Raw genomic sequence first — 16,905 nt, 5'->3', positions numbered from 1 at the left:
TCTTCTTTCCCTCAGTATGATACAAGTAATTTTCCTTTTTACAAATTTTTACTGATTACAAACATTTATCGTACTATTAACTAACGTAATATTTTCAAACACATTGTTTGGTCCACAAGGGTTTTCAAGAATCGAAGAATCAATCAACGTTAAGTCTTTCATAAAAATATCTCTTGTTTGTGGCATATCAGCACGCGCTGCAAGACGAATTCCACTTGGCCCCTCAACTACACCACCATTAAATTGAATGTTGAAACTGTTCTCTATTAACATGGCATTGTTTCCAGTGTTCTTAATGTCGACACGATCAATAACTGCACCACCACTTCGAGATACACTGAAGATTCCTCTACCGCCACCACGAGCAATTACTTCACCTACAAAAATATTGTGAGAGTATTCATCGTCGATGTTACCATTTCGATTTGCCATACGGAATGCGGCATAACCAGTACCAGTTCCCGCTCCAAATCCATACACTCTGTCAACTTCCGCATTAATCGTATCATTTAGCAAAATACCAGCGTATCCAGTATCTACCGCTGTAACTTTCCCGATGGTAATACCGTCCACTCCATATGTTTCCACACCATGGTCACTTGTTCCAGAAACGTACACATTATCAATACGAACGTTTTTAACTCCATAAACTGTGTCATCATCTCGACTATCAATACGGAAACCAAGGCCTCCATCTAAGCGAAGATCGATTTGACCAAAGTGAAGATCTTCAGATGTACGTACAAAAATACCGAAGTTTGGTGTTCCCGTCACATTTAATTTTGGAATGGATACATTCTCTGCATGCATAATACGCACTGCAGCAGTTTGATTTCCATAGCTAAATCCTTCTCCAGTTCCTTCTACATGAATCGTTCCATCAATCTCAAAAGATGTATGACTTGGTATATCAAGAGACTTATCTCCTGGGATTGTTCCAGAACCACGAACAATTACCTTTTCTTGGGTAGTCCGACCTGGAGTTAGGCTATCTACAGCCGCTTGCATCGCTTCTAACATGTCATCTCCCGAGTAAACAACTCCACGGTTAATAGCTCTCCATCCATTACCAGTTTGAATTACTTGTGCATCAAAAGGCCCAACACCATATGTTTTTTCTTTTGATTCTTCTCTTTCTTGCGCTCCAATCATCTTAGAAGCCTTCGACATTCCCCCTGCATTTACAGCTCTTACAGCATAATAGTAAGGGTTGGATGAATATATATTATCATCTGTGAATGTTAATTCATCCGTTACACCTATTTTCTCAAAAGATTCTTCCACATTAGGAATTTGGCCTTCATGGAAGCGAGTTCGATATACATAGTAAAGATCAGCCTGATTTACTTTGTTCCATGAGAAAGTTACTTCCTCTTCTACTACTACATTATCAAGTTTTACTCTAACAGGATTGCGTGGAGCTTTTACAGATTCATCAATCATCGATACTACTACTTCATTACTTCTCACTGTTTCAATATTAAAACTAGGTACCGGGGTCACTGCATATGTGTACGTATAGCCTATTTCAGGAACTTCGTCTGTATAGCTTGTTTCAGACGTATTACCAATTTGAGTAAAACGGTCTTCTCCTTCCGCAATTCGGTACACATTATAAGATATAGCTGCATCCATGCTATCCCAGCTTAAGCTAACAGAAGAATCCAAGCCTAGTGTTACATCTGATATTTCTAAACTAGTAATCATTAAAACTGGTACAATTTCTACGGCATTAATTCGAGAATCATCAAAGAAATCAATAACTAATCGTCCATCTGTAACTTCGACTATCTCCTCGTATGTTCTATATTGACGTGGACCTGTAACATCTCCACCTTTTACATCTCCACCTTGAATAGAGTAGCTTGTGACATTTTCATCTCGTTCTGCACCAGTAGTAATTGCAACTCGATAATGTCCATTCGGCACATCTGCTAGGAAACTATTGTCTCCAGCGATGACAAAATCTCTTGTTAAGTTGTTTGCCTGGTCTCTAGAACCAGCTGGTGCGTCTAATCCAAATCCTCTCTCACTATCGTAAACCATGGTATGAGGAACTTTTGTATACCCTTCTGCTGCTGGACTATCAGGTGTTCCAAAGTCAAATTTATGAAGAGCTTCATCTGATCCCGCTTCATAAATCTCAATACCATTTACTCGTGCCCATGCACCTTCAAAGTAAATATCAAGTTGTCCATCTGTTATCGTTACAGAATCCTCATAAGCATTAAAGTTCCCTGCCTGGGTTGGGTATCCCCCACGTTGGTTTTCATCACCTCTTGCACCTTGCAGGAAGTAAGTTGTCGTATCAAAATCCCAATTCGATCCTGTAACAATAACAAGATCATAATCCCCATTTGGTAAATCTACGTAAAAAGTATGTTGAAAAGATAGAATGAAATCTCTTCGTAAATCATCAATCTGATCATCGGAGTAACCTTCTCTTACTTCAGCAAACCCATATCCTCTCTCACTTGTATATCCAGTTAAATCAGATACCTTCGTATGTCCTCCTTGTACAGAACTTGTTTCTGTTCCAAAGTCAAACCGTAAATGTGGGCGTTCTTCCTCCGATGTTCCACTATTTGCTGATATACCGCTTGTGGAAAACAATGAAAATATCATTACTAAAACCATAAAGATTGATAGTTTTTTCCGTACCATGAAATCTCCTCCAATGATTTTTATTCTTGGATAATGAAATACATAGTGCTCTACTGATTTTTGAGTAACATTATGATGTCTATCGCCTTATGTAGTAGCTACTCAAATTACTAAACTCACAACAACCACGATAACGCTTACAAAAAATCTTAAATGAGAGTCATGAAACTTTCTTATCTCATTCGTAGGTCGAAAAAAAAGTTTTTCAAAGTAACAAAGCTTCTCTCTTACTTAATTAAATTAATTAATAACCACCTCCATATACTCAAGGTATTTATACAAGAACCAGTAAATAGAATGTAAAAAGAATTCTTCTATTTACTGTTTGCATACAAAACTATTTAAATAATTATTTGGGAATAATGAATGGAAGCTTAATCTAGTATACAAAGATGTGATAGCTTTCATGGAGTATAAAAATAAAAATATCGAAGAAAAAACTTTTATTATTTTCGATCAGTAACATTCAACATTTAGAACATTGAACCGATCTTTTGGATACCCCCATTATATTTGGACATGTAACTTTTTTTAATATAAAAATGTTAAAAATATATCAAAAAACAACAATACCTGAAAAACGGTTCGAAACTCCCACGAAGGTTATTGGTGTAAAACGGTACTATTTACTTACGATTGAAAGCGTTATCATACTTTCGAACCACTAATCTATAACCATATTTTGGTATAACTTTTAACTATATGTGGTAAAACAAAAATGCCCCCTCCTAATATCATGAGGTAGGCAACTTCATTTTATATGAAATTTGTAACTTTTTTACTAGGATGATTTTATTGATTTTTCGAAAGCTTTAACGCTAACTTATACAGCTTAGGGTCATTCTTTGTGATTCCTAGCTTTTCTAAAACAGCTATCATGAAATCATAGTGGGCATGTCCTCTACTAGTTATAACCCTGTCTGCTACACAGATATCTTTATCCACATAATCACCATCTGCATAAAACTCTGTATAAATAGCATTTAGATGTGGCATTGCTGTGTATTCACAATCTAATAGACCTGCAGCTCCTACTAATAAGGAAGATGCACAACTTGCTGCAATAAGCCCCTCATAGCTTTGGAGAAAATTAGTTATCATGTTATTTTCTAATAACTTTTCATTAATCTCTCCTCCAGCCATTAATAGCAAATCATAGCTTTTTGGATCTTTCTCTGCTAATGGATCAGAGTTAACTTGCAGTCCTCCATCAGTAGAAATTAAGCCACCATTTATTGAAATTGTCTCTATCTCATATCCATCCTGCTTTAAAAACATTTGCAGTAGCCCAACTTGCCAAATTGCAAACCCATCATAAACGATAAAACCGATTTTTTTCATAAACTCACCTCTTATTAAAATAGTTACTCTCTATTCTATCGATAATCCGACCATACTTCTACTTTCGTTTGGTTATGTGCAGTAACTTTAAGTTACATACTTTCTCTAAAAAACAAACAAAGAGGCTGGGACAAAAGTGTTTCCACCAAAGAGAAATCCGAACGAAATGATTCTTGGTATACTATTCGCTACAGAAATATACTTCGCTTTCCGCGGGCGGCTGGTGGGCCGCCGAGTGCTTAAGCACTCTTGGGGTCTCACCCTTGCCTTTTGATCCCGCCGGAGTCTTCGTATATTTCCTCCACTAAGGTTACCTATCGTTCGTTTTTTCAATGTTACACTTTCGTTATGTCCCAGCCTCTTCTATGTGTTACTACGTATTTGTAATGATTCTGATCCTTCGGTCGTTTAGATAAGAAAAAGCGCAAGGCGCCCTCTCAGGACCGAAATGCAAATGTTCTGGACGAACGAAAAGCTTAATCCGCTTGCATATCTGCGAAGAAAAATGTTCTTTCAGTTGAAAAGTGCTTTCTACTTTTCTAACTGGAAGGTTATTTTTCACAGCAGATAGCGGATGTAGCTAGACATAAAAAGTGTTATTAATTTTCATCGTCCAGGTTATTTGACACGAGGTCATGGCGCCTGGAGCTAGACAAATTTCACAGTCCAAAAAATTTATACTTATCTTTCAAAAAAAAAAACCTAGCTAATAAAAGCTAGATTTTCTTGGTTAACACCTTAGGAGACTCAACCATACTTATCATCACTACCACTATTTTCAATAATACGTACCTAATAGCGGATAATTAAAACTCTACTACTTCGTGATGCTTGTTCGTTCCGTAATTTAAATGAAATTCCTTTCGTTTCTTCTATCACCTACACGAAATTACATTTACCATACATCACGATACAATGAAGCGCCTCAAATATAAAGCACTTTCAATTATTTTGGTATTTGCTTGGTTACTCATTCATCCATGGACTTCTTGCCCGTACTAATTTGTGTTAAAGATTTTCTATTAACAAATTAGCTTTCATTGGTTTACGTTTTTCATATTTCTTAACGGAACCAACATAGATGGTTGAGTCACCTATGGCGTTAACTACTTTATCTCTTTCTATTTATATTATAACCCATGAGAGGAATCATTAATTTGAACATTTATTGAACGTTTTAATACTTACTCTTCGCAATTACTTCCCTTAATAAAACAGCCATTCATAGGAATAGCTGCTTATGTTTTGAAAAACTTCAACATCTATTTTTCATTTTTTTGCCTCTTTGGCGAGTGTTTTATATGATTTTACCTTGCCATGGGGATTTTGTGCTTCTTTACGAGCTCTAAATTGACGATCTTCCTGTGATTTAGATTGACTCATCTACCTTCTACTCCCTTTCCTGTTAACTTTCATAGCTAAACTAACTCTGTTTCATTGACTATTCTTCCGTGTTGATACGATTTTTAAATGCTTCATGCGTTCCTAAATATTCCTCTATCTCAGATGTTCTTTCTTTTGCTTCTTTTTCTTCACTTCCTTTTGGAAATGCTCCAGGGTGGCTTTTTTTCTTATGATTTAAACTCTTACCTCTTGCCATACTATTTCCCTCCTTTTAAATCATTCATCATCAGTTTTTTCTTAAATGAGAATGAATATGCATGGAAGAAATATGGGATCTTATAAAAATGAAAGGAACATAACTTTTTATAATCAAAAAAGACCATCTTTCCTATGTAGTATAAAAGACGGTCCTTTTCTAATATAACTCTCTTATTTATTTCTGATAGGAGTGCAAACAGCATATAGGTTTTCAGTTGATATGGTCACTTCTGATTTAATGACTTTATATCCGTTTCCTACTGTTTGTAAATCTTTTTTTGTTAATGTAATTCCTTGATTTTTCTTCATTGTTTATACTTCCTTCCTTTTGTTATTCTCACACCGAGGTTACTATATGTGAAAGAAAAGGAATGGGTGCATGTTTCACTCCTACAATAATCAGAAGGACGAAGATAACCACAACAAATGCGAACCCGCCAAAACCTTTTGTTGCTTGAATCATTATAAAACCTCCTCATTCATTATTGGAGTGCATCTTTTTTCCATTCTATAATCTATATATGAAAGGGAATTGTCCTACTTTTTAAAAACAGATGAATAACGGAAGTTCAAGTATGTTGATGGTAACAGAAAAGTACTATTCCATATTTAAAACAAAGAAAACGCACTGAAAAAACGAAATAAATTCAGCGCGTTCTCCTTAAAACTGAAGTAAAAACCCACACATTACATGATTGAGAGAGCTGTAAAGATTCCCTTCAAACTAAACTACCGCTATGATATATTATTTATTTACTTTAAGAGGAACAATTAACTCATTGATTCTTGAGCCATCTTTTGGACTTCCCTCAAATAATATAAGCGTTAACGAATCATTTGTTACTTCTTTTTCATCAAAATCAATGACAATCTCAAATTCTCCCCATTCTGGGGCACCATCAGTAGCAATAGAATATCCACTTGCTAAAACATTGTGACCGTCTTCAATCTCGTATTGAAATGTTGCTTCAAATACTCTCGCTGCACCTCGTACAAGTACTTGATTAGTGACCTCTGAGTATGGTGCAGGAGTATATATTTTAAATGCTGTATTCTCAACTACAACTTCTTCCTGATCGTATTGATCCTTCCCGACAGTTAGCGGGATGTACAACTCATTTATTCGAGAGCCGTCTTTTGCACTCTCCTCAAATAAAATAATGGTGGCAGATTGATTGGACACAAAATCGATATCAATGACGATTTCAAACTCCCCCCATTCGGGAGCACCTGCAGATGTAGTCGTAAATCCACTAGCTAGAATGTAATGCCCATCTTCTAATTCATACTGTAATGTTCCTTCGAACACTCTTGCAACGCCTTTCACGATCACTTGATTTTCTACCTCAGCATGAGGAGCTGGCGAGAAAATTTTAATTGCATCATTTTCTAGAACTATATCTGTATCATTATTGGAATCTTGATCCTTTTTCACATTCAATGGAATGTTCAGCTCATTCTGTCTTGAACCATCATCTGCACTTTCTTCAAAAAGGAAAAGAGTTGCTGAGCCATTTGGTACGTCACTTAAATCAATAGTAACTTCAAATTCTCCCCAGTTTGGGGCCCCACTATTTGCGGTCGTATGTCCACTAGCATAAATAAAGTGTCCATCTTCTAATTCATATTGTACAGTACCTTCATAAACTCTTGCTAGACCTTGAACAGTAACTAAATTATCCACTTCTGAGTTTGGATCCGGATGAAAGATTTTAAAAGCATCGTTTTCAAGCACTATTTCTCGATCATCTGAACCGATATCTTGATCATCTAACGATCCCTCACCTGTTCTTTCGTTCTCATGATCCTCATTTTCATTTAATGGCTCTTCTTGTTCTCCCGATTCGTTATTTTGAAGAGAATCTTCTGTTGTATTCTGATTACAAGCAATGAGAAGAGATGTACAAACAACAAACAGAAGACTTACCTTCTTAAACATTTCCATCATAAAACCTCCCTATTCTTTTATAAAACACAGGAAAAACAGTTTTATTCACAATCAATTTTTTATAGAGTGTTAGGTATAGGGCTCGATTAACTTCTTTACTTATGATTAGTAAACGACATGTAAGAAGCCGCTTTTGTAGATATGTGAATGTTCCTCCTACATCTAGTAAGACGTTGTATATAAAAAAAGGTCACGCCTAATTTTAAATCTATAAAAAATACTTGAAACCAAATAGCATTTTATTCGTATAAAAAATCGAGGACTAGAAGGAGGTATCGAGATGAAAAAAAGTAAAAGGAACGATTCTACTTGGCTTTGGTTTGATTTCCTTATTGATATTCTGTTTTTCTTCCCTAGAATCATCGCAAACTTTTTTAAGTGGCTGTTTTAATATATACTTTCTTGATGCTTTCGCTTATTTACATATAGAAAAAGTGTAAAAAGGTGCCTGTCCCTTAGCTACAGCGAAATGTAATAAGAGTACGACACCTTCCTCCATATAGCAAAAATAACTATAGTTTTAACGCCTTTGTAGTAATGCAACCACTCATAAGTTTTCTAAAGGTCTGCCCCTGCAGCTGCCAAAAATGATCCTTGTTGTCCTCCTCCCGATTCTAGACACAGAACTTTTCTCCCCCTCAATAAAAGGAAAGGAAATGGTTACTTCATGCAACTCTCCCTTTCCTTTTTAGTCTCTCCATCCTCTTTCTACTGTTTCCTACTTAGGAATTGTTCTAATCCTCTTTTTCTCAGAACACAAGCTGGACACTCACCACAACCATCTGCAATAATTCCATTATAGCAAGTAAGAGTTTCGTTTCGAACAAAATCAAACGCACCTAGTTTATCAGCCAATTCCCATGTTTCCGACTTATCTAACCACATAAGCGGAGTATGAATCACAAATTGATCATCCATTGATAAATTTAATGTGACATTCAATGATTTTATAAACACATCTCTACAGTCAGGATATCCACTAAAATCTGTTTCGCATACACCTGTGACAATATGCTTTGCCCCAACCTGTCGAGCCAATATCGTAGCAAAGGAAAGGAACAGTAGGTTTCGTCCTTCTACAAATGTAGAAGGAAGCTCCCCTTCTTTTTGTTCAATATCAATATCACTACGAGTTAATGCACTTGGTGCCAGCTGATTGAGTAACGACATATCTAGTATCGTATGTTTAACATTGAGTTTCTTTGCAATTGATTCCGCAACCTCAATTTCTAGCTTATGGCGCTGATTATAGTTAAAAGTTACAGTCTCCACTTCCTTGAAATTCTCCAATGCCCAGAACAGGCAAGTCGTACTGTCTTGTCCACCACTAAATACAACCACCGCTTTTTCATTTTTCATCAATATCACCTCCAACTTTATGAAATTGAAATCTCCAATGCAACAGGACAATGATCACTACCAAGTACATTCGCATGAATTTCCGAGGAAATAATGGACTCTTTTAATCTATCAGACGTGATAAAATAGTCAATTCTCCATCCAATATTTCGTTCTCTCACCTTATTCATGTATGACCACCAAGTATAAGCTCCTTCTTCAGCTGGCTTCAAATGTCTAAAAGAATCAACAAAGCCACAACTTAGAAAATCCGTCATTTTTCCTCTTTCTTGTTCTGTGAAACCAGAATTATTTTTGTTGGATACAGGATTTTTCAAATCAATTTCCTGGTGTGCTACGTTTAAATCTCCACATAAAATTACTGGCTTTTTCTCATCCAATATTCTTATGTACGCAAGAATATCATCTTCCCAAGTTAATCTGTATTCTAATCTTGTAAGATCTCGTTTCGAATTTGGAGTATAAACAGTAACAAAGTAGAAGGATTCGAACTCTAGCGTAATCACTCGACCTTCTGTATCATGTTCTTCTTTTCCAATACCATATTTAACGGAAAGAGGTTTTATCTTTGTAAAAACGGCAGTGCCTGAATACCCTTTTCTCTCTGCATAATTCCAAAATTGTTCATAGCCTTCTAGTTCCAGTTCTATCTGACCTTCTTGTAACTTCGATTCTTGTATGGCAAAGATATCAGCATCTTCTTGTTTAAAATAATCAGTAAAGCCTTTTTTTACACAGGCGCGAATTCCATTCACATTCCATGAAATAAGTTTCATAATCTACTAGTTCCCTTCGTTTCACAAGATGATTTTAAGTATATCGAACATTTTTCATAAATTACAAGAAAACAAACCTAGATAACTGTTTCCAGAATTTACTCCTTTATTCATTATAAAAGTCGAATGTTTTAACGTATTACATTCGGGTACAAGCATTATAAGAGGTGATCTTATGTCTAACGAAAAAAGAGTTAGAAAGAAGTCCAAAACTGACCATCCGGAGCAATTCCCCACAGAAGAGGAGAGTATTTTTGATAAGTTTGATAGTCAAGTTCATGTGGACCCCATTCCATTGGAAGATGTAAGACTAGAAGAACGTGAGGAAAGAGAAAAAACCAAAACCAAAAACAAATCTTCTACTCTTAAAAAATGAAATTAAGACAATATTATTCGACTCCACTTTTCTCTACAAAGAAAGTGGAGTCGGAATTTTTAACATATGTAGTTTACTTTTTTATGTGCTATATTTTATTTGATTTGACTTTGTTCTTTCTAGTATAAAAAAGTACCCTTGATCTGTTTTTCCTTTCAAGTCCATCACTCCTAACACCGTATTTTGATCTACTCTTCTAAAGGTATCATAAACGCTATGCTGATCGTAAATCATCGTTGCACTTACAACTCCTCTATATTCTAGCATTCGAAGTCTTGCTTTTCCTTTATTGGTTCTTATTAACGGGGCAGCAAAAGTAAACAATGACTTTAAAAGCGATTTAGGTATTTTCTCAAAAGGAAAGTGTAATGGTAGTGGACCTGGATTTATTTTATAAAGTTCCCCGTCTTCTTTTTGAAAAACAAGTGGGTGAACGGTCTCAGCATCAATAAATTCCTTTCCATACCAATTAACTGATTCTAATAGTCCATCCATCGGGTGGTTTGATTTAAATTCTCTCCCTCTCCATAAACCTATCATAAAGTCTATATCTACACTATCTAGTTGATCAAAAAAATCAAAAGCTGCTGTTTGTGAAATATTCCCTTTCTTTCTCATCTCATATAATGTATGTCGATGGTCCACTAGTCCTTCTCCCCCAAACAATCAAGTCTTTCACCTCAGAATCATTGACACAATAGTGAATTACTTCATGATTTACGTACTCAACACAGCTACTTTCCTATTTATCAAACTTAGATTCTATTCTTCACATCTTCTCTAATTGATTCAATGATGTCCTCAGATATAGTTGCTGGAAGCGAATGGGTATTATCAAATACCCAGCAATTAATAATTTCAAGATCAGCTTTGTTAAAAGTAATACAATAGTCTTTCTTTTTATGATTAAAATAAGCACTTACTTCTTCTTCAATCCCTTCCACTTCATTATCTATTATCATGTTATATATGTTGTATTGTTTCAAAGTTGAAAACTCCTTTTACCTAATATTATTTACGTATATAGATTTAGCTATCTTCATGTAAATATACCAATAGACTTAAACAATCCACTTATATTTACCCGTTTCAAGCCCCTAATTAGTAATATTTTATGAATTTTTCCGAATACTTTTTTTATTATATGTCTCTTTATTTGTAAATTCTATAAATCTAAATAATTACGTTGTTATTTTTGTGGTATCTTATTAGTAATAGAGATAACGCTTATTTTCGATTTATTATTGAAAAGGAAACACATCAGATAAAAATTATAGATTGTAATGGAGATGGGGAGATAAAATGAAGAAAATTACAGTGGCAGATTTAGCTAAAAGGTTTTCGTTAAAAGTACTGGCGGGAGAAAAACATTTACACAAAAACATTACAAGAACTCGAGTTCATCGACCTGGACTAGAATTTGTTGGTTATTTTGAATTCTTTCCAACACAAAGAATACAAATCTTAGGAAGAAAAGAAGTTACTTATTTACATAAACTGAGTCATGAAGAACGGAAAATGAGAATTGGAAATATTGTACACTATCATCCCCCTTGTTTTATTGTAACGGCAGAAGAAGAAGGACTTACATACTTAAAGCATCATTGCTTAGAAGAAGAAATACCATTATTGATAACGCAAAATCCTGAAAATAGCACTACTGAATATATTGCCAAAATAGAATCCTACTTATCGAATGTATTAGCACCCGAAATTTCTATCCACGGCGTCTGTGTGAATGTTTCTGGGATCGGCATATTACTTCGAGGTAAATCTGGCGTGGGTAAGAGTGAAACTGCTCATACACTAATTGGGCGTGGACATCGACTAGTAGCTGACGATATTGTTGTCTTGAAAAAAATTAGCCCAAACACATTACTAGGAACTCACGATGAAAAAACGAAAGAATTTCTGGCACTGCGTAGTATCGGCTTACTTAATGTGGTTCGATTATATGGGCAAAAAGCATTCCAAGAAGAAACGAGAATCTCCCTTGATATCACTCTAAGCAAGTGGGAAAAAGATGATTTAAATAATGAGTTAGATCATGAACTTCAATTTTCAGAGTACATGGGAGTTAGTATTCCTTCTATTGAAATCCAAGTTCAGCCTGGACGCGACGTAGCAGGACTCATTGAAGCTGCTGTTCATAATTGGATTTTAAAACAGCAAGGTTATAGCGCTGCTGAAGAATTTATGCGGAGAATAGAGCTTGAAATCGAGGCCTCTGACTCTGATAAATGAAAGTGACAGTTGCCTCAATCGGACTAAGAACTGTACACGGCTTGCTTTCAACAATCTAAAAGTGCCAACCCTAAAGGGTTAGGCACTTTTTTCTATTAATATTTTAGTTCCTGCCATCCGTCATGCTCCGGGTATCTTAGTGCTTCAAGAACAATTTGTGCTTCATACCCTACATTAAAACCGTACAATTCTGCATCATACCCTTGAATGGAATTAACAAATTCATCAATAAGTGATTTGGGAACAATATTCAAATCATCCAAACTAGTTAGTGATTTTCCATTTTCCCCACCCACTAGATCTCTCCAGTTGATAAGCTTTAATGTTGAATTTGTGCCGTATGCGGCAAATTCTAAATGTTCCTCACCTGATATATTACTAATCCCATCAACAAGAATTACCGTTCCATCCTCTAGCTTCATCTCAGCAACGATACTTGTTTCACAAGCTTCTGGATCTTCTGGAAATTGTAGTCTTGATCTAACTGCTACAACTTTCCCAAACACACGTTGAATCACTTGTATCCAATGAACTCCAACCTCTAAGATAAATCCCCCTTGTTCCCGGCTAGCAACCCATTCGTTTTGCTGCCACAAACGTGGCCAATGAGGAAAATGAAGCTTTACATTTATTCTTCTTAAATCACCAATAAAACCTTCCTTGATTAATTTCTCAAAGTGTATTAAGCTAGCTTGATAATTTAATGGGAAGTGCATAGCATGAATAAGATTAGACGACTTTCTTACAGCAGCAAGCATATTTCTCGCTTCTTCTACTGAATTTGCAAGTGGTTTCTCACATAGAATATGTTTATTTGCTTTAATGGTATCTAAAACAATTTGTTCATGAAATTTCGGTGGAACAGCTATATAAACAGCATCAATCATATTATTCTTAAGAAGATCTTCATAATTGGTATACATTTGATCTACATCATATATAGAAGCCATTTCCGTCAAGCGCTCTTTTGATGTATCACAAAATGCAGCTAAAACAATGTCATCTCGTTGTTCAAAAGCTTTTATAAGACGCTCACCAACAGCGCCTAAACCAATAATTCCAATATGTAATTTAGACATTAACATTTCTCCTTTTTCTACATAATCGTAATCGATAAAGATTTCCACCCATTCTACAGTAAGGTGACATTGGAAAATAAAACATGTTTATTCCTAGATGTTTGATTCCATATTAATAAATGTTGAATTATTTTCAACAGCGTACTCCACAGTACATGTGATTTTTTTGCTTCGTCCAATAGACAATACAACCTAAGGGGATGTTACAATGTTTAAGTCTGGTCGAAACAACGTAAATGGCGATAGAAATCGTGTCATGATGTCCGTCATAGGGTTTGGCGTAGGAACAACTGCAGCAGCCGCTCTTATGAGAGGCAGAGATAACCGAAATCGTAATCGTCAATATAACTAACATGTTGGAGTATGGAGGCTGGGACATAACGAATTGTAACATTGAAAAAACGAACGATAGGGAACCGTAGCGGAGGAAATATACGAAGACTCCGGCGGGATCAAAAGGCAAGGGTGAGACCCCAAGAGTGCTTAAGCGCTCGGCGGCTCACCAGCCGCCCGCGGAAAGCGAAGTATATTTCTGCAGCGAATAGTATACCAAGAATCATTTCGTTTGGATTTCTCTTTGATGAAAACACTTTTGGCCCAGCCTCTTCTTTATTGTTACATCATTAGGTACTTTAGGGTTACTTTCGACTAGAAGTATATTCTAGCGTTTTTTTAACGTAGTTTCTTATTTTTTTCCATCAAGTAGTATTTGTTTAATTTCTTGAATATCTTTCTTTAAATCTTCATTCTCCTTATATAAACGATCCATCTGCTCTTGACGAATAACTTCATCATCTTGGCCTAAGTAACTTAAAATCACCGCTACTACAAGGTTTAATATAACTAATGCTCCTATAATAATAAAGGATACAAAGTAAGCCCAAGCCCAAGGTATCTCGTGAATAACTGGTCTTGCCACCTGACTTGCCCAAGATTCGAACGTTACTACCTGCATTAATGTGAAGAGCGAAGTGTGAAAACTACCAAAAAACTCATAAGGAAGTACTTCACTAAAAAATGTTGTTCCTATGATGGCATAAATGGAAAATAACAAGATGGACAAACCTAAAATTCCCGTTAAAGCTGGAACAGATTTCATAAGTGAGTCGATTATTTTTCTAAGTGCAGGGATTGCAGGAATCATCCTGATTAAACGTAGCACTCTCACTAATCTTAGGACACTTACAAAAGGTGTGGCATAGAACACAAAACTTGCTAAAACAATACTAAAATCGAATATATTCCATTTGTCCGAAAAATATCCTTTATAACCTAGCCCTATCACTTTGAGAAGTAATTCAATTACAAATATCCAAACTATTATTTTATCTAGGGTTAACAATAAAGAATTACCCGCAAAATAAGTTTCAGCAACAATAATAAGTCCATTCAATAGAATGATGCCTATAATAATGGGTTGGAAATTTGGGTGTTCTACTATTTTTCTAATTCTTTCTTTTAAAGAGCTTTTATTGTTTGAATCGATGCTATTATTATTTTCCATAATTCTAAAGTCACTTTCCTCTTCTATTAATATACTTTTTATATTATTATATCATTTATTTAAATTACTATATTATAGAGAAAACTGCAAAACCTTAATTAAACATAAAATCATTTTTTCTATTACTATGATCGTTATAGTAAAAAAAACGCGGTAGGTTGACCGAAAGTCAACTTTTTTTCCTTGCTATGATATAATAAAGGGTATCTCTTGTTTAAGATGTTGGAGGTGTCACTTAATGGATCCATTGGATATTCTCATAAATAAAGACCAAATTGTACCATATTATCAGCCAATTATTAGTGCAGACAAACAAATTGTTGTTGGATATGAAGTATTCGCTAGAATGAATACGAAAAACGGTCCACAAAGTCTTGGATCTTTTTTTAATGATGATTCGATCCCTGAAGAATATCGTGATGAAATAGACACTCATGTTCATACGATTGCTCTAGATACATTTTTAGAACACCCAGATTTATACCTGGTTCTAAATATAAATATCCACTCGCTATTAAGGGATGAAGGTGACAGTTTTATGGAAAAACTCATTTCCTACGAGAACAAAGGTCTTTCCTTAAACAAAGTCATATTAGAGGTGAAAGAAAAAGATTATGCTACAAACTTTACAGATATAAAACACTTTATTACATATGTACAAAGCACTGGTGTCAATGTTGCTATTGGTGATGTAGGGATTAGTTCAACCAATTTAGAGAGATTAGCTAACCTAAACCCTAATATTGTTAAAGTTAATGTTGGTTTTTTAGAAGGAGATACTTTGCCTGAACTATACCGTGATGTTCTTTATTCGTTATCACTGTTAACTAGAAAACTTGGTTCCACCCTATTATTTGAAGGTATTGACAACTATTCTAAACTAAACTTCGCATGGAGAAACGGAGCTCGATATTATCAAGGATTCTATCTTGGGAGACCAAACGCATCGTTTGTACAGCCTGATTTTTCTAAACATATGATAAAAAAAGAATTTCACCGATTTATCGAACATGAACGAAAAAAAATTGAAGCGCAGATATCATTGACGGAAAAGCTCAGTACCGTATTAAAAAGTACAGTTAAAACAATGAATCTAGCAAAAGATTATGATGAAATTGTACTACAAATAGCCAAATCGTTATCTCCATTTACTTTTAGGGTATATATTTGCGACCATGATGGATTTCAACAATCATCAAATGCAATTAAAACTCCGGAAGGAAATTGGAAGTTGGAAAAAGAAAGTCGTCAAAAAAATTGGAGTTGGCGTCCATACTTCATTGAGAATATAGTGAGGATGAATTTTGACAAACGCGGAATTTTGTCTGACTTATACACAGATATCGAAAAGGATGAAATGATTCGCACATACTCTTATCCACTAGAGAGCGGTTTGTTTCTATTTATCGATGTTCCATATTCTTTTTTATATGAACAAGATGGTTTGCTATAAAGGCTATGCTAAAGAACAATGTTGATATTTGTCATTGTTGATTTTTACATAAGGTGCGAGACTCCTTGAAAAATTCGATTGAATTTAACTGCGTGCGGTGCCTTTTAGGGAAGCTTATTCAAAGTCTTGTGGGAAAAGCGTTCCAGACAAGCTACCCTAGGAAAGCGAATGGAATACTATCCTACAAAGTTGTTGTTAAAACTTGATAGTTTGAGTCCGCTAATAACGTGTTTTTTCTGGGTAGACACCGATGCCAATAAAAAAAATCGCACCATGGGCATGAAAATACGCTTGTTTAATGTTATTAGTACATTGAACTATATATGCAATGAGCGGAAGTCTGCGAACTCCAGTGGGAAGCAGAGTAGGGGCGAGACACCGTAGCGACGAAGTCGAGGAGGTGGCTCGGCAACTCCCCACAGGAAAGGAGCAGACTGTAGCGAATGGAATACAATCCAACAAAGTTAGTATCACTTGATATTCTGATACACGTATTTTCAGACTTCCATGCAAGTGAGAAATTTGCACCATGACGAATGAAAATACATTATTAGAAGTT

At 35.4% G+C, this 16,905-nt stretch carries 17 protein-coding genes; 4 read left to right on the top strand and 13 right to left on the bottom strand.

Annotated features, from left to right (window positions below; translation table 11 throughout):
* Positions 1-48 precede the first annotated feature (48 nt).
* The 9 genes from ACERII_RS17755 to ACERII_RS17715 all read right to left on the bottom strand — a co-directional run bounded on the left by ACERII_RS17755 (position 49) and on the right by ACERII_RS17715 (position 9,690).
* A complete protein-coding gene (locus ACERII_RS17755; RefSeq protein ID WP_373644103.1) occupies positions 49-2,664 on the bottom strand; it encodes a hypothetical protein in 2,616 nt (871 codons plus the stop codon).
* A 792-nt stretch (positions 2,665-3,456) separates the two neighbouring features.
* Positions 3,457-4,005 (bottom strand): DJ-1/PfpI family protein, encoded by a 549-nt coding sequence (locus ACERII_RS17750; RefSeq protein WP_373644102.1) that lies wholly within the window; start codon positions 4,003-4,005, stop codon positions 3,457-3,459.
* Positions 4,006-5,274: 1,269 nt separating this feature from the next.
* Positions 5,275-5,388: a DUF6254 family protein gene (locus ACERII_RS17745; RefSeq protein ID WP_373644101.1), complete on the bottom strand. Its 114-nt coding sequence runs from the start codon at positions 5,386-5,388 to the stop codon at positions 5,275-5,277.
* Between the two features lie 58 nt (positions 5,389-5,446).
* Positions 5,447-5,605: a hypothetical protein gene (locus tag ACERII_RS17740; protein WP_373644100.1), complete on the bottom strand. Its 159-nt coding sequence runs from the start codon at positions 5,603-5,605 to the stop codon at positions 5,447-5,449.
* Positions 5,606-5,778: 173 nt separating this feature from the next.
* A complete protein-coding gene (locus ACERII_RS17735; protein WP_373644099.1) occupies positions 5,779-5,916 on the bottom strand; it encodes a hypothetical protein in 138 nt (45 codons plus the stop codon).
* Between the two features lie 28 nt (positions 5,917-5,944).
* Positions 5,945-6,070 (bottom strand): sporulation protein YjcZ, encoded by a 126-nt coding sequence (gene yjcZ, locus ACERII_RS17730; RefSeq protein ID WP_373644098.1) that lies wholly within the window; start codon positions 6,068-6,070, stop codon positions 5,945-5,947.
* Between the two features lie 282 nt (positions 6,071-6,352).
* Positions 6,353-7,552: a Gmad2 immunoglobulin-like domain-containing protein gene (locus tag ACERII_RS17725; protein WP_373644097.1), complete on the bottom strand. Its 1,200-nt coding sequence runs from the start codon at positions 7,550-7,552 to the stop codon at positions 6,353-6,355.
* Between the two features lie 711 nt (positions 7,553-8,263).
* The gene (gene queC / locus ACERII_RS17720; protein WP_373644095.1) at positions 8,264-8,914 is read right to left on the bottom strand and encodes a 7-cyano-7-deazaguanine synthase QueC; all 651 of its coding nucleotides are present in this window, start codon (positions 8,912-8,914) and stop codon (positions 8,264-8,266) included.
* Between the two features lie 17 nt (positions 8,915-8,931).
* A complete protein-coding gene (locus tag ACERII_RS17715) occupies positions 8,932-9,690 on the bottom strand; it encodes an exodeoxyribonuclease III (protein WP_373644094.1) in 759 nt (252 codons plus the stop codon).
* 175 nt (positions 9,691-9,865) lie between these two features.
* On the opposite strand from ACERII_RS17715, the gene ACERII_RS17710 reads away from it, so the two are divergent.
* Entirely contained in the window at positions 9,866-10,066 is a 201-nt protein-coding gene (locus tag ACERII_RS17710) for a hypothetical protein (RefSeq protein WP_373644093.1), read from the top strand.
* A gap of 81 nt (positions 10,067-10,147) precedes the next feature.
* On the opposite strand, the gene ACERII_RS17705 is transcribed toward ACERII_RS17710, so the two are convergent.
* Both ACERII_RS17705 and ACERII_RS17700 read right to left on the bottom strand, forming a co-directional pair.
* Positions 10,148-10,711 (bottom strand): DUF4334 domain-containing protein, encoded by a 564-nt coding sequence (locus ACERII_RS17705; protein ID WP_373644092.1) that lies wholly within the window; start codon positions 10,709-10,711, stop codon positions 10,148-10,150.
* 110 nt (positions 10,712-10,821) lie between these two features.
* Positions 10,822-11,052 carry a hypothetical protein gene (locus ACERII_RS17700; protein ID WP_373644091.1) on the bottom strand — a complete coding sequence of 77 codons (231 nt, stop codon included), beginning with the start codon at positions 11,050-11,052 and terminating at the stop codon, positions 10,822-10,824.
* 316 nt (positions 11,053-11,368) lie between these two features.
* Here ACERII_RS17700 and hprK point away from each other — a divergent pair, with 316 nt between their 5' ends.
* Positions 11,369-12,310 carry an HPr(Ser) kinase/phosphatase gene (gene hprK, locus ACERII_RS17695; RefSeq protein WP_373644090.1) on the top strand — a complete coding sequence of 314 codons (942 nt, stop codon included), beginning with the start codon at positions 11,369-11,371 and terminating at the stop codon, positions 12,308-12,310.
* A gap of 95 nt (positions 12,311-12,405) precedes the next feature.
* Here the strand turns inward: hprK and ACERII_RS17690 are convergent, their stop codons facing one another.
* A complete protein-coding gene (locus ACERII_RS17690; RefSeq protein WP_373644089.1) occupies positions 12,406-13,389 on the bottom strand; it encodes a Gfo/Idh/MocA family protein in 984 nt (327 codons plus the stop codon).
* A 208-nt stretch (positions 13,390-13,597) separates the two neighbouring features.
* Here ACERII_RS17690 and ACERII_RS17685 point away from each other — a divergent pair, with 208 nt between their 5' ends.
* A complete protein-coding gene (locus tag ACERII_RS17685) occupies positions 13,598-13,741 on the top strand; it encodes a hypothetical protein (protein WP_373644088.1) in 144 nt (47 codons plus the stop codon).
* Positions 13,742-14,074: 333 nt separating this feature from the next.
* On the opposite strand, the gene ACERII_RS17680 is transcribed toward ACERII_RS17685, so the two are convergent.
* The gene (locus ACERII_RS17680) at positions 14,075-14,893 is read right to left on the bottom strand and encodes an ion transporter (protein ID WP_373644087.1); all 819 of its coding nucleotides are present in this window, start codon (positions 14,891-14,893) and stop codon (positions 14,075-14,077) included.
* Between the two features lie 238 nt (positions 14,894-15,131).
* On the opposite strand from ACERII_RS17680, the gene ACERII_RS17675 reads away from it, so the two are divergent.
* A complete protein-coding gene (locus tag ACERII_RS17675; RefSeq protein ID WP_373644086.1) occupies positions 15,132-16,346 on the top strand; it encodes an EAL domain-containing protein in 1,215 nt (404 codons plus the stop codon).
* Positions 16,347-16,905 lie beyond the last annotated feature (559 nt).

This window comes from Evansella sp. AB-rgal1, from assembly GCF_041820985.1.
In the GTDB taxonomy this organism is placed as follows: Bacteria; Bacillota; Bacilli; order Bacillales; family Salisediminibacteriaceae; genus Evansella.
The sequence above is the reverse complement of the archived record's forward strand: the minus strand, read 5'-3'. Positions and strand labels throughout refer to the sequence as shown.

Coding starts and splice junctions, on each gene's coding strand:
- ACERII_RS17755 (WP_373644103.1), bottom strand. CDS start 2,664: ATGGTACGGAAAAAACTATCAATCTTTATGGTTTTAGTAATGATATTT.
- ACERII_RS17750 (WP_373644102.1), bottom strand. CDS start 4,005: ATGAAAAAAATCGGTTTTATCGTTTATGATGGGTTTGCAATTTGGCAA.
- ACERII_RS17745 (WP_373644101.1), bottom strand. CDS start 5,388: ATGAGTCAATCTAAATCACAGGAAGATCGTCAATTTAGAGCTCGTAAA.
- ACERII_RS17740 (WP_373644100.1), bottom strand. CDS start 5,605: ATGGCAAGAGGTAAGAGTTTAAATCATAAGAAAAAAAGCCACCCTGGA.
- ACERII_RS17735 (WP_373644099.1), bottom strand. CDS start 5,916: ATGAAGAAAAATCAAGGAATTACATTAACAAAAAAAGATTTACAAACA.
- yjcZ (WP_373644098.1), bottom strand. CDS start 6,070: ATGATTCAAGCAACAAAAGGTTTTGGCGGGTTCGCATTTGTTGTGGTT.
- ACERII_RS17725 (WP_373644097.1), bottom strand. CDS start 7,552: ATGGAAATGTTTAAGAAGGTAAGTCTTCTGTTTGTTGTTTGTACATCT.
- queC (WP_373644095.1), bottom strand. CDS start 8,914: ATGAAAAATGAAAAAGCGGTGGTTGTATTTAGTGGTGGACAAGACAGT.
- ACERII_RS17715 (WP_373644094.1), bottom strand. CDS start 9,690: ATGAAACTTATTTCATGGAATGTGAATGGAATTCGCGCCTGTGTAAAA.
- ACERII_RS17710 (WP_373644093.1), top strand. CDS start 9,866: ATGTCTAACGAAAAAAGAGTTAGAAAGAAGTCCAAAACTGACCATCCG.
- hprK (WP_373644090.1), top strand. CDS start 11,369: ATGAAGAAAATTACAGTGGCAGATTTAGCTAAAAGGTTTTCGTTAAAA.
- ACERII_RS17690 (WP_373644089.1), bottom strand. CDS start 13,389: ATGTCTAAATTACATATTGGAATTATTGGTTTAGGCGCTGTTGGTGAG.
- ACERII_RS17685 (WP_373644088.1), top strand. CDS start 13,598: ATGTTTAAGTCTGGTCGAAACAACGTAAATGGCGATAGAAATCGTGTC.
- ACERII_RS17680 (WP_373644087.1), bottom strand. CDS start 14,893: ATGGAAAATAATAATAGCATCGATTCAAACAATAAAAGCTCTTTAAAA.
- ACERII_RS17675 (WP_373644086.1), top strand. CDS start 15,132: ATGGATCCATTGGATATTCTCATAAATAAAGACCAAATTGTACCATAT.